The following is a 21,223-nucleotide window of genomic DNA, read 5'->3' as shown; positions in this document are numbered from 1 at the left end:
TCAGACGATTTGCAACAGCAGGCCCTTCAGATATTCACCTTCCGGGAACGCGGCGAGCAGCGGATGATCGACGCCCGCGCCGAGCCGCTTCAGGATCCGTGCGTCGACCTTCGCGTCGGCGGCCGCGCTCGCGACGATCTTCTGGAACAGGTCCATGTCGATCGCGCCCGAGCACGAGTACGTGAACAGCAGGCCGCCCGGACGCAGCAGCCTGAAACCGCTCAGGTTGATGTCCTTGTACGCGCGCGCCGCGCGATCGACGCTGTCGCGGGTCGGCGCGAACTTCGGCGGATCGAGCACGATCAGGTCGAATCGTTCGCCTTCGTCGACGAGGCGGCGCAGCGTCTTGAACGCATCGGCGTCGAGCCAGGTCGCGCGTTCGGCGTCGAAGCCGTTGGCGACGACGTTTTGCTGCGCGAGCGCGAGCGCATCGCCCGACGAGTCGATCGACACGACGCGTTTCGCGCCGCCCTTGAGCGCCGCGAGCGAGAAGCCGCCGGTGTAGCAGAAGCAGTTCAGCACGTCGCGGTCGGCCGCGTACTGCGCGACGAGCGCGCGGTTGTCGCGCTGGTCGACGTAGAAGCCCGTCTTGTGGCCGTTCGGCACGTCGACGTGATAGCGCACGCCGTTTTCGTTCGAGATCAGCGTCGCGGGCGGCGCGTCGCCGGCCAGCACGCCGGTCGTCTGTTCGAGCCCTTCCTTGTCGCGGATCGACACGTCCGAGCGCTCGTACACGTTCGGGCAGCCGGTCGCGCCGGTGAGCGCCGCGACGATCGCGTCCTTCCACGCTTCGACGCCCGCGGCCATGAACTGGCAGACGAGCTGGCCGCGCGGCGCGGCGCCGGCCTCGGCGGTGTCCGCGACGTAGTAGTCGACGATCAGCCCCGGCAGCCCGTCGGCTTCGCCGAACACGAGCCGCACCGCGCCCGTGCCCGACACCATCGTCGTGCGGTGCGCGACCGCGCGCTGCACGCGGCGCTTGAAGAACGCGTGATCGATCGGCTCGTGCTCGTCGAAGCTCCACACCCGCACGCGGATCTGCGACTGCGGGCTGTACGCGCCGCGCGCGAGGAAGCGGCCGTCGTGCGCGCGCACGAGCACGGTCGCGCCGGGCGCGGGCTTGCCGTCGACGCGGTCGATCGCATTGGCGTAGATCCACGGATGGCGGCGCAGCAGCGATTTTTCCTTGGACGGCTTGAGGGTGACGGTTTGCATGATGAGATCGAAATGGGCCGGGCGCGGCGCCGGCCGATGCCGGCCGCCGCGCGTGGCGGGTAACACGGGACGCGCGTCAGTCGCGCTTCTTCGCGCGCGGATGCGCGCTGTCGTAAATCTTCGCGAGATGCTGGAAGTCGAGCGACGTATAGACCTGCGTCGCGGCGACGCTCGCGTGGCCGAGCAGTTCCTGCACCGCGCGCAGGTCGCCGCTCGACTGCAGCACGTGCGTCGCGAACGAGTGGCGCAACACGTGCGGGTGGACGTTGGCGGGGATGCCGGCGGCGAGCGCCGCGCGCTTCACGCGCTCGCGCACGACGCCCGGCGACATCCGGTTGCCGCGCACCGACACGAACAGCGGATGCGGATCGTGCTTCACGAATTCGCCGCGCACCGCGAGCCACGCGTTCAGCGCGTCGATCGCCTTGCGGCCGACCGGCACCTTGCGCTCCTTGTTGCCCTTGCCGCGCACGGTGACTTCGGCTTCGGCGAGATCGAGCCAGCCGGCCGAGCGGTAGCCGTCGGCCTGCGTGTACGTCACGTCCAGCCCGATCAGCTCGGCGAGGCGCAGCCCCGACGAATAGAACAGCTCGAGGATCGCGTGATCGCGGATGCCTTCGGTCGTGCCGGCCAGCGGCGCGTCCATCAGCGCGGATGCGTCGTCGACCGACAGCGCCTTCGGCAGCGTTTTCGGGCGCTTCGGCGCGCGCACCGTGGCCACCGGGTTCGCGGGCATCTCGATGCGTTGCGCGAGCCAGCGGTAGAACGCGCGCCACGCGGAGAGCCGGTGCGAGATCGAGCGCGCGGACAGCCCGCCCGCATGCGCGCGGGCGACCGCGCCGCGCATGTCGGCGGCGGTTAGCGCGTCGAGCGGCCGGCCGGCCGCGAGCTTCTTCAGTTCGTCGAGTTCGTGCGTGTACGCGCGCAGCGTGTGTTCCGACAGCTGCCTGACGTGCTTCAGGTTCGACAGGTAGGCGGCGATCGGATCGTCGGTCATCGCGTGCGGCGGATCAGTGCGGCAGCAGGCGCGTGAGCGCGGCGCTCGCGAGCGTCGCGATCTGTGCGAGGAAGTCGGTGGCCATCCCGTCGTGGAAGCGGCGCGGATCGGGCGAACCGAGGACCAGCAGGCCGAACGCGGGCGCATCGTTGCCGGCGAGCGGCGCGCGCAGCGCGAGCAGTGCGACCGACGCGGCCGAGCCGTCGCCGGCCGGCGCGGCTTCGGTGCCTTCCGCGGCGCTCGCGGCCGGGGCGGCGAGCGCGGGCGCGAGCCACTGGGCGGCTTCGAAGCCCGTGTTCGCACCGCAGTACGGCGTCGACAGGCCGTTCGTGAACAGGCGCACTTCCTCGCCGACCTGGCGCGCGAAGTCGGCTTGCGCGTAGGTGTCGGCGACGTCCCACACGCGCAGCGCCGTCTGCGGCACGTCGAACACGTCGGCGATGCCGTCGGCGATCGTGCGCGGCAGCGCGTACGGATCGCGCTCCGCGATCACGCGCGCGGTCCAGCGGCTGAATTTCGCGGACAGGCTGTCGTTCTCGTGGCCGTAGCGCACGAGTTCGGCGAGCCGGCGCTCGAGGTGCTTGTTCTTGTCGCGCAGCATCTCCATCTGCCGCTCCTGCAGCGAGATCGCGGCCTTGCCGTGCGGGTTCGCGAGACGGATCGTCGCGAGCAGCTCGGCGTGCTGCGCGAAGAATTCGGGATTGGCGAGCAGGTAGTCGGCGACTTCGCGATCGTTCATGTGGCTGGAGCGTTCAGTTATCAAGGACGTTGCAGGGTCAGGCGTTCAGGTCGATCTCGCCTTCGAACACGGTCGTGGCGGGGCCGGCCATCATCAGCGCGGCGGCTTCGTCGCGCGCGCCGTCCCAGCCGATCGTCAGCGTGCCGCCGTGCGTGTGCACGGTCACGGGCGAATCGAGCAGGCCGCGCCGGATGCCGGCCGCGACCGCCGCGCATGCGCCGGTGCCGCACGCGAGCGTCTCGCCCGCGCCGCGTTCGTACACGCGCAGCTTCACTTCGCGGCGCGACACGATCTGCATGAAGCCGGCGTTCACGCGCTGCGGGAAGCGCGCATGACGCTCGATCAGCGGGCCTTCTTCCAGCACCGGATACGCTTCGGCATCGTCGACGACCTGCACGGCGTGCGGATTGCCCATCGACACCGTCGAGATCCAGCGCGTCGCGCCGCCGACGTCGAGCGGCCACAGCGTGTCGCGGCCTTCCTGGCGGCCGTCGAGCCCCGCTGCGTCGAACGGCACCTGCGCCGGCGCGAACACGGGCGCGCCCATGTCGACGACGACTTCGCCGTTGTCCTGCAGCGTCAGCGTGATCAGGCCCTTCATGACCTGCACGCGCACGCTGCGCTTGTCGGTCAGGCCGCGGTCGCTGACGAACTTCACGAAACAGCGCGCGCCGTTGCCGCAGTGCTCGACCTCGCCGCCGTCGCAATTGAAGATCCGGTACTTGAAATCCGCGCCGTCGACGGTCGGTTTCTCGACCAGCAGCAACTGGTCGGCGCCGATGCCGAAATGGCGGTTGGCGAGTGCGCGCACCTGCGCGTCGGTGAGCGGCGGCAGCGCGCGCGAATAGCCGTCGAGCACGACGAAGTCGTTGCCCGCGCCGTGCATCTTGGTGAACGAGAGTTTCACTGGGTCCGGAATTCCATGGCGAACGAGGCGGTTCGGCACGACACGGACGGCCGGCGGCCATGCCGGGGCAGCCTCGTTCGTCGTGCTGATCTCAACCGCAAATGATACATGCAGCCGACAGGGGCGTCCTGCGCGGGCGGGGCCGCGCGTCCGTCGTGCAGATGGAAGGGGCGCAATCTGCCGATTGGCCGACTGGCCGCGCGAACGACGAGCGGCCGGATCGGCAGGAGGGCGGTGCGGCAGGCGCGCGCAAAGGGCGCCGAAGGCGGCGAGAGCGCAGGCACGCACATGACGGCGCACCCGCGCATGTCTCGCGGCAGGGTCAGTACAGGCTCGGCTCGCCGGGCGGGCGCGTCTTGAAGCGCTTGTGCACCCAGTAATACTGCTCGGGCATCAGCGGAATCTGCTCTTCGAGGAATTCGTTCATCCGCCGCGCGTCGAGATCGTCGTCGCCGGTCGGGTAGTGATCCCACGGCTTGAATACCTTCAGACGATAGCCCTTGTAGTTCGGCAGCACCTCGCCGATGAACGGCACGACCTGCGCGCGGCCCGTCTTCGCGAGCCGGCCGACGGCCGTCAGCGTGCAGGCCGGCACGCCGAAGAACGGGACGAACGTCGAGTTGCGCAGCCCGTAATCCATGTCCGCGCCGAGCATCACCGGCTTGCGGTCGCGCAGCCAGCGCAGCACGACGCGCGCGCTGTCCGCGCGGCCGACCATCTCGGCGTCGAAGCGCCCGCGCGCCTTCTTCGCCTCTTCCTCCAGCACCGCGTTCGAGAACGGCTGGTACAGCGATCCGCAGCGGCGGTGCAGCGAACGGTTGAGCCAGATCGAACCGGCCTCGATGCCGACGAAGTGCAGGCCGAGGAACAGCGTCGGCGGCAGGTCGGGATCGGTGAGATCGACCGCGCTGTCCACCTGGATCAGCTTCGCGAGCTTCTTCTCCGAGCCGAACCACTGCACGCTGCGCTCGACGTAGCTGCGGATCGCATGACGGAAATGCTGGCCCGCCACTTCCTCGCGCCGCTCGTCGCTCCAGTCTGGGAAGCAGAGTTTCAGATTCGTATGTACGATGCGCTTTCGCCGGCTGGGGATCTGATACAGCAGCCAGCCGAGGCCATCGCCGAACCGTGCGGTCAGACCGTACGGCAGCAGGGCGAGCAGCTTCAGCAAGCCGATGGCGAGGTGCGTGCCGAGGCGGCCTAGCATGCGGAATCTCCGTAGGGCCGGCTGGCCGGCACGTTGCGAACAGGGTGGTAAGACAGCGGAAGATGCAGCACGGGCGGCGCTCTGTGACAATTCAGGAAAGCCGCTATAATACGGGCTTCGCCGAGTTAACTGACAACTTGCGGGGCGAAGCCGGTTGGCGCGACACGCGCTGCCCGGTCCTGGTAATCCGCTAAAGCGTCGCCGCTTCAGGCCCAACGAAGCTGGCTACGTGAAACCAACCGTAACCACACAGGAGCCTGAAAAAGTGGCAAACGATTATCTCTTCACGTCCGAATCCGTCTCCGAAGGCCATCCGGACAAGGTCGCGGACCAAATCTCGGACGCGATTCTCGACGCCATCCTCGAGCAGGACAAATATTCCCGCGTTGCGGCGGAAACGCTGTGCAACACGGGTCTCGTCGTGCTGGCCGGTGAAATCACCACGACGGCCAACATCGACTACATCCAGATCGCGCGCGATACGATCAAGCGCATCGGCTACGACAACACCGACTACGGCATCGACTACAAGGGTTGCGCGGTGCTCGTCGCGTACGACAAGCAATCGCCGGACATCGCGCAGGGCGTCGATCGTGCACACGACGACAACCTCGATCAAGGCGCGGGCGACCAGGGCCTGATGTTCGGCTATGCGTGCGACGAAACGCCGGAACTGATGCCGCTGCCGATCTACCTGTCGCACCGCCTCGTCGAGCGCCAGGCCAGCCTGCGCCGCGACGGCCGCCTGCAATGGCTGCGTCCGGACGCGAAGTCGCAGGTCACCGTGCGCTACGTCGACGGCAAGCCCGATTCGATCGACACCGTCGTGCTGTCGACGCAGCACGCACCGGACATCGAGCTGCCCGCGCTGCGCGAAGCCGTGATCGAGGAAATCATCAAGCCGACGCTGCCGGCCGACCTGATCAAGGGCGACATCAAGTTCCTCGTGAACCCGACCGGCCGGTTCGTGATCGGCGGCCCGCAGGGCGATTGCGGCCTGACCGGCCGCAAGATCATCGTCGACACGTACGGCGGCGCCGCACCGCACGGCGGCGGCGCGTTCTCGGGCAAGGATCCGTCGAAGGTCGACCGTTCGGCAGCGTATGCCGGCCGTTACGTCGCGAAGAACATCGTCGCCGCCGGCCTCGCGTCGCGCGCGCTGATCCAGGTGTCGTACGCGATCGGCGTGGCCGAGCCGACCTCGGTGATGGTCAACACGTTCGGCACGGGCCGCGTGTCGGATGCGGTGATCACGAAGCTCGTGCGCGAGCATTTCGACCTGCGTCCGAAGGGCATCATCAAGATGCTCGACCTGCTGCGTCCGATCTACGAGAAGACGGCAGCTTACGGCCACTTCGGTCGCGAAGAGCCGGAATTCTCGTGGGAAGCGACCGACAAGGCGCTCGCACTGGCCGAAGCGGCCGGCGTGGAGCCGACGGCACGCGTCGCGTAAGCGTCGTTCGCCCGAAATGAAAAACCCCGGCCAAGCCGGGGTTTTTTTATGGGTTTCGATCGTCGAAGCAATGGCGGCGATCGGGGCGGGCCGTGCCCGCCAGACACTTGCTCAGCGCGCGCCGAACCCGAACCAGCCGTTGCTCGCGGCAAGGCGGCGCGGGCGGTTGACGCGGCGCTGCGGGCCGAGCGTGCGGCGCAGCGCGAGCGCGCGCAGCGACGACGGCTTCTGCAGCAGCGAGCGCAGGCCGGCGCGGCGGGCGAACGCCTGCGCGCTCATCATCGAGAAAAACGCGTGGAACCACGCACGGATGCCGTCCAGCCGGCTGTGCGTGTGCGTACGCTCGGCCAGCGCCTGCGTGCGTGCGCGGTGATGGCGCAGCGAGCGGGCAGGAGCGGACGGCACGACGCGCTTCGCAGCGCGGTTGAAACGGGAAGTCAGACGGAATGGCATGTGAACGATGCTTCGCTTGTATGGGTGGCGCCCTGGAGAGCGCACTGGTATGAACGGCCTCGGATGGCACAACGGATCTTACCGAAACCCGTTGCGCGCCGCGCCCGCCAGAATTGACAGGCCGCGTCAGGCTACAGGGGATTCATGACGGGCAAAAGTCGCGATAAACCCTTGTGCCGCAAGGCGTGTGCCGCATACCGCCTGTCGCTCAGGCAGGTGCCGCGCCGCACAGTTCCCTTGAGCTGGGTCAAATCCGCGATTGGCATGCCCCTGCGCACGACAATGGTGCTGTTCGCGGTATCCGGCGCCGATTTACAATCGTCACATTCACACAATAAACGTCTGGCATCCCATGTCGTCTCCATTGCAGTCGGAATCGATCCGCGCGCAAGTCGCGGAATTGCGCGAGCGCGGCTTCGTCGTCGCGCGCGGCCTCGTCGGCGAAGCGCAGTGCGCGGCGCTCCGGCAGATCGCGGAGCGCCAGTTGCGGGAGGCCGCCGAGCCGATCGAGTTCGAGGCCGACCTGCGCTACCCGGGCGCGCCCGAATCGAAGCACGCGCCGGGCGGGCATACGGTGCGGCGGCTGCTCGATGCGTATTCGCGCGATCCGGCGTTTGCCGAGCGCGCGATCGCGCCCGAAATCGGCGCGTGGATGCGCGCGTATTTCGGCGAGGAGCCGGTGCTGTCGCGTGCGCATCACAACTGCATGATGACGAAGCATCCGGCGTACGGCAGCCTGACCGGCTGGCATCGCGATTTCCGCTACTGGGCGTTCGAGCGCCCGGACATGGTGTCGGTGTGGCTCGCGCTCGGGCCCGAAACCAACGAGAACGGTGCGCTGTGGCTCGTGCCGGGTTCGCATACGGCCGAATTCGGGCCGGAAGCGTTCGATGACGCGAAATTCTTCCGCAGTGATGTGCCGGAGAACCGCAGGATGATCGAAGCGGCCACCTGTCCGCCGCTGCAGACGGGCGACGTCGTGTTCTTCCACTGCAACACGCTGCATTCGGCCGGGCAGAACCGTTCCGACCAGGTGAAGTTCTCGCTCGTGTACACGTACCACGGCGCAAGCAACCGGCCGGTGCCCGGCACGCGCTCGGCGTCGAAGCCGGAAGTGCAGTTCTAGGCGCCGCTCCGGCGGCGCCGTCGCGATGCGCAGGCGATGCGGTGCATCGCGGGCGAACGAGAATGAAGCAACGGGCGGCCAGGCCGCCCGTTTCGTTTGATGCGGCCCGCGCGCGTGACGCGAGTCGTACGTGCGTCGCGCTGCGGCGCGATCAGCGCTTGCCGCCCGGCATCGCGAGGCCGATCAGGCCGACGAACGACGCCACGGCGCCGCCGGCGATCAGCAGGATCGTCTTCGTCGCGGGTGAGCCGGTGAAGAAGCGCGACACGTTGTCGTTGATCGAATGGAACGACTGGCCGCCGAAATACAGCAGCACGACGCCGCCGACGAGCAGTGCAACCGAGATGACTCGGGACATACCAACCTCGCTGAAACGGTGATTCGAGACGCCGCAGTGTAGGCGACGACCGCGGTCGCGTCCATCGTCGCGCCGCCGTGCGTGATCCGGCCGCTTTCGCTACCATAGTCGTCGTATGACTCCTTCGCCGCCGTCGCGTCATTGGCGTGGCCGGCGCGCGTCCCTTTCCCCGATGTCCTGACGGAACAGACTCATGGCCTACGAAGCAGCTTCCGAACGTTATGCCGGCATGCAATACCGCACCTGCGGCAAGTCCGGGCTCAAACTGCCCGCCCTGTCGCTCGGCCTGTGGCACAACTTCGGCGATTCGACGCCGATCTCGACGCAGCGCGAGATCCTGCGCACCGCGTTCGACCTCGGCATCAACCACTTCGACCTCGCGAACAACTACGGGCCGCCGTACGGCAGCGCCGAAACCAACTTCGGCCGGCTGCTGAAGGAGGATTTCCGGCCGTATCGCGACGAGCTGCTGATTTCGACGAAGGCCGGCTGGGACATGTGGCCGGGGCCGTACGGCAGCGGCGGCGGGTCGCGCAAGTACGTGCTCGCGAGCCTCGACCAGAGCCTGCAGCGGATGGGGCTCGACTACGTCGACATCTTCTATTCGCACCGTTTCGACGCGCACACGCCGCTCGAGGAAACGGCGGGCGCGCTGGCGTCGGCCGTGCAGCAGGGCAAGGCGCTCTACATCGGCATTTCGTCGTATTCGGCCGCGAAGACGCGCGAGATGGCCGCGCTGCTCGCGCAATACAAGGTGCCGCTACTGATTCACCAGCCGTCGTACAACATGCTGAACCGCTGGATCGAGAACGACCTGCTCGGCACGCTCGACGACGTCGGCGCGGGCAGCATCGCGTTCACGCCGCTCGCGCAGGGCTTGCTCACGTCGAAGTACCTGAACGGCGTGCCGGCCGACGCGCGCGTGAACAAGCCGGGCGGCGGCTCGCTGAAGCAGGAGCACCTGAGTGCGGACAACCTCGAGCACGTGCGCAAGCTCAATACGATCGCCGAACGGCGCGGGCAGAGCCTTGCGCAGATGGCGCTGGCGTGGGTGCTGCGTAACGGCCGCGTGACCTCCGCGCTGATCGGCGCGAGCCGGGCCGAGCAGGTGCGCGAGAACGTCGGTGCGTTGCAGAACCTCGAATTCTCGGCGGAGGAACTCGCGGAGATCGATCGTTACGCGACGGAAGGCGGCATCAATCTGTGGGAAAAGCCGTCCACCGATCAGGCGATCTGATCGGAAGTCGATACGGGATGCGAAATATCGTGTGCCGTATCGCCGCCGCACACGCCATGCGGCCCATCGCTGCGGTGCAGCGATGGGCGTCGCGCACGGCGAGGCGCTAGATCAGCGCAGGCAGGCCTTCAACGAGCAATACCGCGACGCCGACACCGAGAATGACGCCGAGTACGCGCAGCAGGTTGTGACGGAACTGGGTGGCGCACGGTACCGCGCCGAGAAATAGCGCTCCGGCCAGCGCCATCGGAATCAACAGGATGAAGTCGCCGATCGTGAAATAGGTCGTCATGCGTGTCTCCAGTGTCGGCCGAAGTGGGCGCTTCGGTGCTTGCCTGGGCGGCTCCATCCCTGCGGGATATCGGCCTGAAACGGCACGCGTGCGCTCACCCCGGCCCCATGCCGGGTGTTTCTAGTTGGTCCGGCCCGTTACGAGCAGGCCGGTCAATTCGAGTATAGGCAACCGGCGGCGTTTTTCGCTATCCGAACCATTAAAAATCAGTAGAAAGCCCCGCGAATCACGCGTTTTTCGTGCGAACAAGACGAACGCCTTGCGCGTATCTTTCCCGTTCCTTTCGATTTTCGCGGAATCGTCGTATGTGTCCGATACGGGCCGCCGCACCCGTGGGCGCGGCGGCCCGCCGCTCAGGCGCGGTCGGGGTGCGGGCGGGCGGCCGGTGCGCGGAACACGAGCGCGAGCCCGGCGATGATCGCGCCCATGCCGGCGAGCGCGAGCGGCTCGGGCCGGTTGCCGAGCCACACGGCGTCCATCAGCGTGGTGACGACCGGTACGAGATAGAACAGGCTCGTCACGTTGACGAGATCGCCGCGCTGCATCAAGCGGTAGAACAGCAGTTGCGCGATCACCGAAATCACGATGCCGAGCCACAGCAGCGGCACGACGAACGCCCAGCTCATGTCGAACGACACCGGCCGGAACGGCACGATCGCGACGCACAGCGCGAGGCCGATCGCGTTCTGCAGCGGCAGCACGTCGGCGGGCGCCGCGCGCACGCGCTTTTGCAGCAGCGAGCCGACGGTCAGCGCGACGAGCGCCGTTAGCGCGCACGCGATGCCGCCCGCCGACAGGCCGCCCGTCCCGCCGCTCACGCCGCGGCCCACGACGAGCGCGAGGCCGGTGAGCGACAGCGCGAGCCCCGCGATGCGCACCGGTTGCCAGCGACGCTCGACGATCGCGAGCGTGAGGATCGGCTGCACGCCGAGGATCGTCGCGAGCACCCCGGGCGCGATGCCGCGCTCGAGTGCGAGAAGATAGAAGATCGAATAGCCGCCCATCATCAGCAAGCCGGTCAGCGCGGCCATGCGCCGCTCGCCGCGCGGCGGCAGCCAGCGTTTGCGCATGAACGCCAGCGCGAGCAGCACGAGCGATGCGAGCGCGAAACGGGCGGTGAGAAAGGCGAACGCGGACGCGTGACGCAGACCGAGTTCAGCGAAGATCGCGCCGCTGCTCCACAGCAGTACGAAGAGCGACGTCGCGCCATGCGCGGCCAGCGCGCGTTTGAACGAAACCATGTGAATCCACCTGTCGAACGGATCGAAACGTTCCATCCGCGCGCGCGGCAACGTGCCGTGCGTCATGACGCACGCACCTGCAGCCCACGGCGCGAAGGGAAGACGAAAACGAAAAGCCGGCGAGTCAGCCGGCGCGTGCCGCCGGAGGGGGCGGCGCAGCGCAGACGAGCGGCGGTGCGACAGGAGGAGGAAGGACCGACGGATGCACGCACGCCTGCGGCCGCGAGTCGAACTGCGGCCGGGATTTTGCGAGGGCGGACGTGAGCGGATACATCGTGTCGGAGTGCGGTTGAACGCGAATGAAAGCCTAAGGTACCGCAACGCAGCCATCGAGCGCAACTCTTGTCGGCGGCTGCATATCGCGAGCGGCGTCGTGCGTCGATGCAGGCCGATGCCGGTACGCACGCAAGCGTTCGACGAACGGTGGAAAGCGATCGACATGCGACGCACGCGACGTGATTCCGGTCGGTCGCGTGCAGTGTTCCGATGATTCGGCAGCGGCGAAGCGAAGCGGCACGCGCGTTGCGTCAATCATGTGCGTACGGCGGCGCCGGGCGGTTTCGGTGGTCAGTCACATTCGACAGGGTATGATGGGGGTAACCGGGCGGGCAAGTACGTGCCCGACGCAGTGGTTGATTGGAGACATTCGACGAATTCGCGGCACTTCGCCTGCTTCTTCTTCTTTTCGCGCTTCGATAAACCGTGAACAATGGGATCACGCGCAACGCTCCGCCGAGAGCGGCGCGGATCGTGCATTTGCCGGCTCGCCAGCGGGCCGGGTTTCAAGATTCAAGAGTGGGGAACCATCATGCATATCGGGTCGATCGTCTGCACTACCCATATCGCGGTGCCGAAAGGCGCGCGCGGCATCGTCCAGCGCATCCTGGGCGACATGGCCATGGTGACCTGGTACGCGGGCGTGCCGGGTGAGTCGAAAGAACTCAACACCGAGCCGTTCTTTCTCGAGGACCTGATCGACACCGGCGAATCCGTTCTGCCGGCCGGCGCGGCGCTTCACTAAGCACCCATCGCACCGGACGCTCGTCTTTCGGTCCGGCAGGCGGCACAATGCGGGGCATGACAGACGCCACCTCCGCTCCCGCTTCTCCCGCCAGCCCGCCGTTCGCCGGCCTCACGCCCGAATGCGTGCTCGACGCGCTCGACAGCGTGCTGATGCCGGCCGGCCTGCGCACCGACGGGCGCTTGCTTGCCCTGAACAGCTACGAAAACCGCGTCTACCAGGTCGGTATCGAAGACGGCCCGCCCGTCGTCGCGAAGTTCTATCGCCCGGCGCGCTGGTCGGACGACGCGATTCTCGAAGAGCATGCGTTCGTCGCCGAACTCGCCGCGCGCGAGATTCCGGCGGTGCCCGCGCGATCGTTCGACGGCCGCACGCTGCACGCGTTCGACGGTTTCCGCTTCTCGATCTTCGAGCGGCGCGGCGGGCGCGCACCCGATCTCGACCGCAGCGACACGCTCGAATGGCTCGGCCGCTTCATCGGCCGTATTCATGCGGTCGGTGCGACGCAGCCGTATGTCGCGCGTCCCGTGCTCGACATCGGCACGTTCGGCTACGAGCCGCGCGACTACCTGCTCGCGCACGATTTCATTCCGGATGACGTAAGACCGGCGTACGAGACCGCGGTCGCGCTGGCGCTCGAAGGCGTCGAGGCGGCGTTCGAGCGCGCGGGCGAGATTCGCCTGCTGCGCACGCATGGCGACTGTCATCCGAGCAACGTGCTGTGGACCGATGCCGGCCCGCATTTCGTCGACTTCGACGATAGCCGGATGGCGCCGGCCGTGCAGGATCTGTGGTTGCTGCTGCCGGGCGATCGCGAAGGCGCGTCGCGCGCGCTGGCGGACCTGCTCGCCGGCTACGAGGATTTCTGCGAATTCGAGCCGCGCGAGCTGTATCTCGTCGAAGCGCTGCGCACGCTGCGGCTGATCCACTACGCGGCGTGGCTCGCGCGGCGTTGGGACGATCCGGCGTTTCCGGCCGCGTTCCCGTGGTTCAACACGCATCGTTACTGGGAAGCGCGCGTGCTCGAACTGCGCGAGCAGATCGGCGCGATGCAGGAAGGGCCGCTCTGGCCCGTGTGACCGTTGCGCGCGCGGCATCCCTGCCGCGCGGCAGGTTGGACAGGGCCGCGACGCGGCCCGTCCGGCTCAGAACTTCAGCATCAGCTTGATCAGCGCGGCGAAGCGCTTGCCGTACGGCGGCGCGAGCAGGTTGCGCGCGTTCAGGCGCGCCTGCGTGAGCACCGGCTTCATCTTCGAGAACGTCACGAAGCCATCGTAGCCGTGGTACGCACCCATGCCGCTCGCCCCGACCCCGCCGAACGGCAAACTGCCGCATGCGATGTGCATCAGCGTTTCGTTGATCGAGACGCCGCCCGAGATCGTTTCGCGCATCACGCGGTCGATCGTGCCGCCATCCTCGTCGAACAGGTACAGCGCGAGCGGACGCGGGCGCGCATTGACGTACGCGATCGCTTCGTCGAGCCGCTCGTACGGCACGAGCGGCAGCAGCGGCCCGAAGATTTCCTCCTGCATCAGTTGCGACGTGGCGGGCACCTGCGTGAGCGCGCACGGCACGAAGCGGCGCGATGCGGGATCGGACTGCGCATCGGACAGCGGATGCAACTGCGCGCCGGCCGCCTGCGCGCCGCTCGCGAGTTGCTGCAGGCGGGCGTAGTGGCGCGGCGACACGATCGTCGTGTAGTCGCCGTTGGCCGACAGGTCCGGATACAGCTTCGCGAAGCGGGTCCGCGCGCGTTCGATGAACGCGCCTTCCATCCCGCGCGGCAGCAGCACGTAGTCGGGCGCGATGCAGGTCTGGCCGGCGTTCAGCGTCTTGCCGGCGACGATCGCATCGACGGCCGCGTCGAAGCGCGCATTCGGGCCGACGATCGCCGGCGACTTGCCGCCGAGCTCGAGCGTGACGGGCGTGAGGTTGTCCGCGGCCGCGCGCATCACGTGGCGGCCGACCTGCGTCGAGCCGGTGAACAACAGGTGATCGAACGGCAGCGCGCTGAACGCGGCGCCGATCTCCGCGTCGCCATTCACGACCGCGACGTGGTCGCGCGTGAAGGTCTTGCCGATGAGCTGCTCGAACAGCGCCGACGTGCGCGGCGTCAGTTCGGACATCTTGATGATCGCGCGGTTGCCGGCGGCGAGCGCGCAGATCAGCGGGCCCGCCGCGAGCAGCACGGGATAGTTCCACGGCACGACGATGCCGACCACGCCGAGCGGCTGCGGAATCACCTTCGCGCGCGCCGGGCGCAGCCACTTGTTCATCGGCTTGCGGATCGGCTTCATCCAGCGCTTGCCGTGCTTCAGCGCGTCGTCGATCTCTTCCTTCGCCATCCAGATTTCCGACAGCAGCACTTCCTGCTTCGCGCGATGGCCGAAATCGGCGCTGATCGCGTCGGCGAGCGCATCCGCGTGATCGATCAGCATCGTGCGCAGCGCGCGCAGGTGCTGCGCACGCGTGTCCCATGCCGGGTACGGTGCGCGCAGGTACGCCGCGCGCTGGTCGTGCAGCAGCGACGTCAGCGCATCGACCGACGGCAGTGCTTGCGGGGCCAGTTCGGGCAGGTCGTTCTTCATGTCGTCTCCTCCAGTTGGGCCTGGCTGATCGGCCGGCCGTCACGCCGCACGCGCACGCTCGGCGAGCGCGGCGACGCGGATCGGGTGATGCGGGTCGCGCGGCACGGGGCCGGATGCGACGGGTGTTCGAAAACCGGTTGCGGTATGCGGCAAGCGTCGTATCCGCGCGACGGTGTCCCCGTCCGAAAAGTGCGCCGCACGGCAGGCGCGCACGATCCGATACGGTGACGAGCGGGTGCGCGATGCCGTTGCGCGCACGCCTGCCGGTGCACCGCAGCAGGGCCGCGCGACGGGTACGCGACGACCCGTCGCCGCTCATCGTGCAGCGACGTCGACACACCGTCCAAACGGTCGGCGATGGCGCGTGCCGTTCGATTTCCACCGACTGCGCGCATGACGCCGTACGTCGTCGCGCAGGCCGCCGTTTGAAATGAAATGCGGGCCGCGCGCGTGACCTCCGGATCATCCGGTCGACACGCGGCCTGCAGGATCTGGCGCTGCATCGTCGTTCCTCCCGTTTCGCGACGAGTCGGCTTCTCGTGGCCGGTGCATCGCGCGAAGCGATTCGATACATCTTAAATTTAGTTCACGCGGGCGTTTAGAGGAATCGCTCTTGAATCCGCGTGCCGCGCACGGGACGGCCATTCCTACAATGCCCGAACACAAGAGGGGACGCGGTCGCGCGGCGGTGCCGGCGCGCCTTCCATGACACGACGGAGACGTGACATGCAATACGACTACATCATCGTCGGCGGCGGTTCGGGTGGCTCGAGCCTGGCCGGCCGTCTCGCCGATGCCTGCCCCGATGCGACGATCGCACTGATCGAGGCCGGCTCGCATACGGAGCGCAACCTGCTGGTCAACATGCCGGTCGGCATCGCGGCGCTGGTGCCGTTCAAGCTCGGCACCAACTACGGCTACGAGACGGTGCCGCAGCCGGGCCTCGGCGGGCGGCGCGGTTACCAGCCGCGCGGGCGCGGGATGGGCGGCTCGAGCGCGATCAACGCGATGATCTATACGCGCGGCCACCCAGGCGATTACGACGAGTGGGCGCAGCTCGGCGCGACGGGCTGGGGCTGGCAGGACGTGCTGCCGTATTTCCGCCGCGCGGAAGGCAACGAACGCGGCGCCGACGCGTGGCACGGCGCGGACGGCCCGTTGACCGTTTCCGATCTGCGCTTTCGCAATCCGTTCTCCGAACGATTCATTCAGGCCGCGCATGCCGCCGGCTATCCGCTGAACGACGACTTCAACGGCGCGACGCAGGAAGGCGTCGGCTTCTATCAGGTCACGCATCGCGACGGTTCGCGCTGCAGCGTGGCGCGCGCGTATATCTACGGCCGCAACCGGCCGAACCTGCACGTGCTCACGGATGCGACGGTGCTGCGCGTCGGCTTCGACGGCAAGCGCGCGGTCGGCGTCGTGGTGTCGCGCAACGGGCGGGTCGAGACGCTCGGCGCACGCGCGGAAGTGATCCTGTCGGCCGGCGCGTTCAATTCGCCGCAACTGCTGATGTGTTCGGGAATCGGCCCGGCGGAGCAACTGCGCCGCCACGGGATCGCGGTCGTGCAGGATGCGCCGGACGTCGGCACGAACCTGATCGACCACATCGATTTCATCATCAACACGCGCGTGAATTCGTCGGAGCTGGTCGGCGTGTGCGTGCGCGGCATCGCGAAGATGACGCCGGCGCTCGCGCGCTATTTCTCGAGCCGCACCGGGATGATGACGAGCAACGTCGCGGAGGCCGGCGGTTTCATCAAGAGCGATCCGTCGCTCGCGCGTCCCGACCTGCAACTGCATTTCTGCACGGCGCTCGTCGACGACCACAACCGCAAGATGCACTGGGGCTTCGGCTATTCGCTGCACGTGTGCGCGCTGCGGCCGTTCAGCCGCGGCACGGTCGCGCTCGCGAGCGGCGATGCGCGCGACGCGCCGCTGATCGATCCGCGCTTCTTCAGCGATTCACGCGATCTCGACCTGCTGGTGCGCGGCGCGCAGGCGATGCGCCGCATCCTGTCGCAGGCGCCGCTCGCGTCGCAGGGCGGGCGCGAGCTGTACACGCGGCCGGACCAGAGCGAAGCGGAGCTGCGCGCGACGATCGTCGCGCATGCGGACACGATCTATCACCCGGTCGGCACCTGCCGGATGGGCTCCGATGCGCGCGCGGTCGTCGATCCGCAACTGCGCGTGCGCGGCGTCGACGGATTGCGCGTGGTGGATGCGTCGGTGATGCCGACGCTGGTGGGCGGGAATACGAATGCGCCGTCGGTGATGATCGGCGAACGCGCGGCGGACTTCATCGTCGCGGCGCGCCGCGGCGGTGTGCCGCGCGGCGAGGCGGCTACCGCGGTGCACGGCCGCTAGGCGCGGCGCGCGCACGGCAGCGGCCATGCTCAGGCAAACGTATCGACGAGGCCGGCGCGGCTCGCGCGCGCGGCGACCGGTGCGGATTGCGCGGCGTCGACAGGTGCATCGACGGCTGACGGTCCGCCGTTCCCGCGTCGCGACGACTGGCCGCCGGCGAAAGTCTGCTGCGGGTTGGGCTGCTGTTGCTGCGACGCGAGGCCGCCGTCGCTGACGGTTGCGCTGCCGAGCCCGAGTCCGCCTGCTTCCATCGCTTCGCGCAGCTTCGGCAGCGCGGCTTCGACCGCGTCGCGCACCTGCGCGTGCTGCGACACGAACAGCGCGTGCGCATGGTTGTCCGCGACGCGCAGCACGACCTGCAGCGGCCCGAGATCGGGCGGGTTGAGCGTCAGCTCGGCGCTCTGCTGGTGCGCGTTCGACAGGAACACCACTTTCTGGCTCAGTGCATCCGTCCAGTCGGCCGTGCCGACGTGCGGCGCGAGCGCGTGTGCGTTGGCGGCGGCGATCGCGCCGGCGGCCGGCGACAGTTGCAGGTTCGCCTGCGCGGCGGCGGCAGCCGTGGCGCCCGCCGCGAGCGTCGCGCTGGCGGCCGGGTCCGTCGCGTTGCTGGCTGCCGTGAGCGCGTGCTGGGCGCCGGACTGCGCGTTCGCGTCGGCCTGCAGCGTTTGCGGCGTGACCTGGGTCGGCGCGGGCTGGGTGGCGAGCGCGCCTTTCGCGTCGGCGAGCGTGCGGTCGAACGTCGGCACTTTCGGTGTCAGCGGGGCGGCGGCGTTCGACGCGGTCGCTGCCGGCGTCGTCGGCGTGGCGGCGGCGCTCGTGCCGGTCGCCGGCATCGTGATCGCGCCCGCGCCACCCGTCAGCTTGGCGAGCGCCGCTTGCAGCGCGTCGCGGCTCGATGCCGGGTCGGTCGGCTGCGCGGTCGCGTCCTTGGCCGCATGATCGGCGAGCGTCGCCGTGGCGTCCGGCTGGCCGGACACGGCCGTCTTTTGCGTGGTGGCGGCCGCGGCGGCGGTCGCCGCGTCGGCCGGCGTCGCGGTGTCCGGGCGCGCCTGCAGTTGCGCCTGCACGGCCGCGGCGGCCGCGAGGGCGGCGGCGTCGGGGTTCGCGGTGGCGGCGTTCGCGGGCGTGTCGTCGGTCGCCGTGTCGTCGTCGGTGCCGGACGGTTTCGCGCCGGCGGCCGGCTTCGACGAAGCCGGTCTGGTCGACGCGTCCGGCGTACCGGCGTTGGCCGTATCGCCGCGCGTGGCGACGCTTTGCTTGAGCGTCTGCGCGAACGGCACGGCGCTCGTGGCAGCGGCCGCATCGGCGCCGGCGGCGGACGCACCCGAGCCACGGGCGACCTTGAGTGCGGCGCCGGCGGTGTCGAGCAGCGCGCCGAGCAGGGGCAGGGGAGGCATGACGGTTCTCTCGTTCGAAGGCGGTGGTCGGTTACGACGAGCGGGCCGCGTCGGCCCGCATGCGCAGGATCTTCGCGGCGTGTTCGTCGGCGTCGCGCTGTTCGCGCCGGGCGTCGCGCTGCGCTTCCTGCGCGACGCCGCGCGCCTGCAGGATTTCATACGAGCCGACGGTACGCTTCTTCTGCTGCCAGTTCGGGCGCGCCTCGTCGATGCGGACTTCGGCCGCGGCGAGCACGCTGCGCTGCTGCGCGATCGCGGCATCGAGCGTGTCGATGAACGCCTGGAAATTGCGCCAGTTGCCGGCCGGCATCCCGCTTTGCGCGGATTGCGCGAAGCGTGCGTGGTATTCGTCGCGATAGCGCAGCAGCGCGTCGAGCTGTTCGGCCGCCGCGGTGCGGTCGCGCTGCGCGGCGCCGAGCTGCTTCGCGGCCGAGTCGAGGTCTTCCTGCGCGCGGTCGAGCAGCAGCTGAAGGGGAAAGCCGTGGGCCATCGGGATCAGCCTCCGTAAGCGTCGAACAGCGCATCGAGCGCAGTGAGGCTCGATGCGAACGGCGCGCATTCGCGAAAGCCCTGCTGCAGGAACGCTTCGATGCGCGGGTAGAGCGCGATCGCGCGGTCGAGCTGCGCGTCGCGGCCGGGCGCGTAGGCGCCGACCGCGATCAGGTCGCGATTGCGCTGGTAGCGCGACAGCATCTGCTTGAACTGCCGCACGTGGTCGAGATGCGTTTCGTCGATCAGCGCGGTCATCGCGCGGCTGATCGACGCCTCGATGTCGATCGCGGGATAGTGGCCGGCCTCGGCGAGCGCACGCGACAGCACGATGTGGCCGTCGAGGATCGCGCGCGCCGAATCGGCGATCGGGTCCTGCTGGTCGTCGCCCTCGGTCAGCACCGTGTAGAACGCGGTGATCGAGCCGCCGCCTTCGGGGCCGTTGCCGGTGCGCTCGACGAGCGCGGGCAGCTTCGCGAACACCGACGGCGGATAGCCTTTCGTCGCGGGCGGCTCGCCGATCGCCAGCGCGATCTCGCGCTGCGCCATCGCATAGCGCGTCAGCGAATCCATCAGCAGCAGCACGTGCTTGCCCTGGTCGCGGAAATACTCGGCGAGCGACGTCGCGTACGCGGCGCCCTGCATCCGCAACAGCGGCGACACGTCGGCCGGCGCCGCGACGACGACCGAGCGCGCGAGCCCGTCCTCGCCGAGGATCTGTTCGATGAATTCCTTCACTTCGCGGCCGCGTTCGCCGATCAGGCCGATCACGATCACTTCCGCGCTCGTATAGCGCGCCATCGTGCCGAGCAGCACCGACTTGCCGACGCCGGAGCCGGCGAACAGGCCCATTCGCTGGCCGCGGCCGACGGTGAGCAGCGCGTTGATCGCGCGCACGCCGACGTCGAGTACGTGGTGGATCGGCTCGCGATCGAGCGGGTTGATCGACGGCGCCGACAGCGGCGCATCGACTTTCGACGCGAGCGGGCCGAGGCCGTCGAGCGGGCGGCCCGACGCGTCGACGACGCGCCCGAGCATCTCCCAGCCGACCGGCAGCCGCTTCGCGCCCGCGAGCGGATCGGCGACGGGCGCGCTTTCGCGCGGCCACACGCGGGCGCCGGGCAGGACGCCGGCGACGTCGGTGGTCGGCATCAGGAACAGGCGGTCGCCGGCGAAGCCGACGACTTCGGCTTCCGCGTGCGGCAGCGTGCTGCCGGGCGGCAGTTCGATCGTGCATTCGGCGCCGACCGACAGGCGCAGCCCGATCGCCTCGAGCACGAGGCCGGCCGCGCGCGTGAGGCGTCCGCACGGCCGCAGCGGCAGCGCGCGGTGGCTGCGCGCGGCGAGCCCGTTCAGGTGCGTGCGCCAGTGCGCGAGATGCGGATTGTGCGGCGCGCGCGGGGCGGCGTCGGCAGCCGCGGATGCGGCGTGCGGCGTGGCGTCGTCCGCGGGATCGTGCGCGGCCGCCGGCCCGAACGACGCGAGCGCGAGCTCGCGTTCGAGCGGCGTCATGCCGTCGTGCGCGAACGCGTTGGGCGAGCGCGTCACCACGTGCTCACCTTGCCGATCGCGGCGGCGACGCGCTGCCAGCGCGTGGGCAGCGTCGCGTCGACCTCGCCGGTCGCGGCGTGCGCGCGGCAGCCGCCGCGCTCGATCGACGCGTCGGTGCGCACGTTCCAGCCGAGCGTGTCGAGATCGTCCTGCAGATACGCTTCGACGACGGGCAGGTCGGCCGGATTCACCGCGAGATGCGGCGCGCCGGACAGCGCGGGTTCGGCCGCGAGCACGTCGCGCACGGCGGCGACCAGCGCGGCCGGGTCGTGCTTCACGTGCTGGCGCACGACCTGCTGCGCGATGTCGAGCGCGAGCTGCGCGAGCTCGGATGCGAGATCGTGTTCGACGGCGGACACGGCTTCGCGGAACGACGCGGCGAGCGCCGCGAGCTGCGCGGCCTGTTCGCGGGCGTCGGCCTGGCCGGCCTCGAAACCCTGTTCGCGGCCCTGCTCGAAACCGGCCTGGTAGCCGAGCGCCTGGCCTTCGACATGGCCGGCCGCATGGCCTTCGGCGTGCGCGGCGTCGCGCACGCGCTGCAGTTCCTCGGCGAGCGCGGCGGCGACGCGCTGCCAGCGCGTGGGC

Annotated in this window: 21 protein-coding genes; 6 read left to right on the top strand and 15 right to left on the bottom strand. The window is 69.0% G+C overall.

Features of this window, described 5'->3' with window-relative positions:
* The 5 genes from H0X90_RS28405 to lpxL form a co-directional block, all read right to left on the bottom strand.
* The gene (locus H0X90_RS28405; RefSeq protein WP_058901899.1) at positions 1 to 1,215 is read right to left on the bottom strand and encodes a class I SAM-dependent rRNA methyltransferase; all 1,215 of its coding nucleotides are present in this window, start codon (positions 1,213 to 1,215) and stop codon (positions 1 to 3) included.
* Between the two features lie 76 nt (positions 1,216 to 1,291).
* Positions 1,292 to 2,212, bottom strand: coding sequence for a tyrosine recombinase XerC (xerC, locus tag H0X90_RS28400; protein WP_062884257.1), 921 nt, complete (start codon positions 2,210 to 2,212; stop codon positions 1,292 to 1,294).
* A gap of 13 nt (positions 2,213 to 2,225) precedes the next feature.
* Complete coding sequence (locus tag H0X90_RS28395) at positions 2,226 to 2,951, bottom strand: DUF484 family protein (protein ID WP_006495540.1); 726 nt, start codon at positions 2,949 to 2,951, stop codon at positions 2,226 to 2,228.
* 37 nt (positions 2,952 to 2,988) lie between these two features.
* Entirely contained in the window at positions 2,989 to 3,858 is an 870-nt protein-coding gene (dapF, locus tag H0X90_RS28390; protein WP_006482985.1) for a diaminopimelate epimerase, read from the bottom strand.
* Between the two features lie 322 nt (positions 3,859 to 4,180).
* Positions 4,181 to 5,065 carry a lauroyl acyltransferase LpxL gene (gene lpxL / locus H0X90_RS28385; protein ID WP_069353597.1) on the bottom strand — a complete coding sequence of 295 codons (885 nt, stop codon included), beginning with the start codon at positions 5,063 to 5,065 and terminating at the stop codon, positions 4,181 to 4,183.
* 265 nt (positions 5,066 to 5,330) lie between these two features.
* Between lpxL and metK the strand changes: the two genes are divergently transcribed.
* A complete protein-coding gene (metK, locus tag H0X90_RS28380; RefSeq protein ID WP_006482984.1) occupies positions 5,331 to 6,518 on the top strand; it encodes a methionine adenosyltransferase in 1,188 nt (395 codons plus the stop codon).
* 111 nt (positions 6,519 to 6,629) lie between these two features.
* Here the strand turns inward: metK and H0X90_RS28375 are convergent, their stop codons facing one another.
* Entirely contained in the window at positions 6,630 to 6,971 is a 342-nt protein-coding gene (locus H0X90_RS28375) for a hypothetical protein (protein WP_006492161.1), read from the bottom strand.
* A gap of 352 nt (positions 6,972 to 7,323) precedes the next feature.
* On the opposite strand from H0X90_RS28375, the gene H0X90_RS28370 reads away from it, so the two are divergent.
* Complete coding sequence (locus H0X90_RS28370) at positions 7,324 to 8,097, top strand: phytanoyl-CoA dioxygenase family protein (protein WP_006482801.1); 774 nt, start codon at positions 7,324 to 7,326, stop codon at positions 8,095 to 8,097.
* Between the two features lie 151 nt (positions 8,098 to 8,248).
* Here the strand turns inward: H0X90_RS28370 and H0X90_RS28365 are convergent, their stop codons facing one another.
* Positions 8,249 to 8,455, bottom strand: coding sequence for a DUF3185 family protein (locus H0X90_RS28365; RefSeq protein ID WP_006482797.1), 207 nt, complete (start codon positions 8,453 to 8,455; stop codon positions 8,249 to 8,251).
* A gap of 193 nt (positions 8,456 to 8,648) precedes the next feature.
* On the opposite strand from H0X90_RS28365, the gene mgrA reads away from it, so the two are divergent.
* Entirely contained in the window at positions 8,649 to 9,692 is a 1,044-nt protein-coding gene (gene mgrA, locus H0X90_RS28360) for an L-glyceraldehyde 3-phosphate reductase (RefSeq protein ID WP_006495538.1), read from the top strand.
* 106 nt (positions 9,693 to 9,798) lie between these two features.
* On the opposite strand, the gene H0X90_RS28355 is transcribed toward mgrA, so the two are convergent.
* Together H0X90_RS28355 and H0X90_RS28350 are read right to left on the bottom strand one after the other, a co-directional pair.
* Entirely contained in the window at positions 9,799 to 9,984 is a 186-nt protein-coding gene (locus H0X90_RS28355) for a hypothetical protein (protein WP_006482800.1), read from the bottom strand.
* Positions 9,985 to 10,337: 353 nt separating this feature from the next.
* Positions 10,338 to 11,225: a DMT family transporter gene (locus H0X90_RS28350; RefSeq protein WP_077188754.1), complete on the bottom strand. Its 888-nt coding sequence runs from the start codon at positions 11,223 to 11,225 to the stop codon at positions 10,338 to 10,340.
* An 808-nt stretch (positions 11,226 to 12,033) separates the two neighbouring features.
* Here H0X90_RS28350 and H0X90_RS28345 point away from each other — a divergent pair.
* Together H0X90_RS28345 and H0X90_RS28340 are read left to right on the top strand one after the other, a co-directional pair.
* Entirely contained in the window at positions 12,034 to 12,246 is a 213-nt protein-coding gene (locus H0X90_RS28345) for a hypothetical protein (RefSeq protein WP_006477514.1), read from the top strand.
* 56 nt (positions 12,247 to 12,302) lie between these two features.
* Positions 12,303 to 13,325 (top strand): serine/threonine protein kinase, encoded by a 1,023-nt coding sequence (locus tag H0X90_RS28340; protein ID WP_006485443.1) that lies wholly within the window; start codon positions 12,303 to 12,305, stop codon positions 13,323 to 13,325.
* Between the two features lie 66 nt (positions 13,326 to 13,391).
* Here H0X90_RS28340 and H0X90_RS28335 read toward each other — a convergent pair whose 3' ends face one another.
* Together H0X90_RS28335 and H0X90_RS28330 are read right to left on the bottom strand one after the other, a co-directional pair.
* Positions 13,392 to 14,834, bottom strand: a complete 1,443-nt coding sequence (locus tag H0X90_RS28335) for a coniferyl aldehyde dehydrogenase (RefSeq protein ID WP_058901898.1) — start codon at positions 14,832 to 14,834, stop codon at positions 13,392 to 13,394.
* A complete protein-coding gene (locus H0X90_RS28330; RefSeq protein WP_153260054.1) occupies positions 14,831 to 15,337 on the bottom strand; it encodes a hypothetical protein in 507 nt (168 codons plus the stop codon). Before H0X90_RS28330 ends, H0X90_RS28335 begins: the two co-directional genes overlap by 4 nt.
* Positions 15,338 to 15,560: 223 nt before the next feature.
* Here H0X90_RS28330 and H0X90_RS28325 point away from each other — a divergent pair, with 223 nt between their 5' ends.
* Complete coding sequence (locus tag H0X90_RS28325; protein ID WP_006485445.1) at positions 15,561 to 17,201, top strand: GMC family oxidoreductase; 1,641 nt, start codon at positions 15,561 to 15,563, stop codon at positions 17,199 to 17,201.
* 29 nt (positions 17,202 to 17,230) lie between these two features.
* On the opposite strand, the gene H0X90_RS28320 is transcribed toward H0X90_RS28325, so the two are convergent.
* The 4 genes from H0X90_RS28320 to fliH form a co-directional block, all read right to left on the bottom strand.
* Positions 17,231 to 18,598: a flagellar hook-length control protein FliK gene (locus tag H0X90_RS28320; RefSeq protein WP_077188746.1), complete on the bottom strand. Its 1,368-nt coding sequence runs from the start codon at positions 18,596 to 18,598 to the stop codon at positions 17,231 to 17,233.
* Between the two features lie 31 nt (positions 18,599 to 18,629).
* Positions 18,630 to 19,088: a flagellar export protein FliJ gene (gene fliJ / locus H0X90_RS28315; protein ID WP_006489106.1), complete on the bottom strand. Its 459-nt coding sequence runs from the start codon at positions 19,086 to 19,088 to the stop codon at positions 18,630 to 18,632.
* A 5-nt stretch (positions 19,089 to 19,093) separates the two neighbouring features.
* On the bottom strand, positions 19,094 to 20,638 hold the full coding sequence (gene fliI / locus H0X90_RS28310; protein WP_077188745.1) for a flagellar protein export ATPase FliI: 1,545 nt from the start codon (positions 20,636 to 20,638) through the stop codon (positions 19,094 to 19,096).
* Positions 20,632 to 21,223: flagellar assembly protein FliH (gene fliH, locus H0X90_RS28305; protein WP_196438313.1), on the bottom strand; the 592-nt coding region annotated here is incomplete at its 5' end. The genes fliI and fliH, both read right to left, overlap by 7 nt.

It is taken from the genome of Burkholderia sp. 9775_39 (assembly GCF_015712225.1).
Classification (GTDB): domain Bacteria; phylum Pseudomonadota; class Gammaproteobacteria; order Burkholderiales; family Burkholderiaceae; genus Burkholderia; species Burkholderia cenocepacia.
This window is presented reverse-complemented; position numbering and strand designations above follow the sequence as displayed.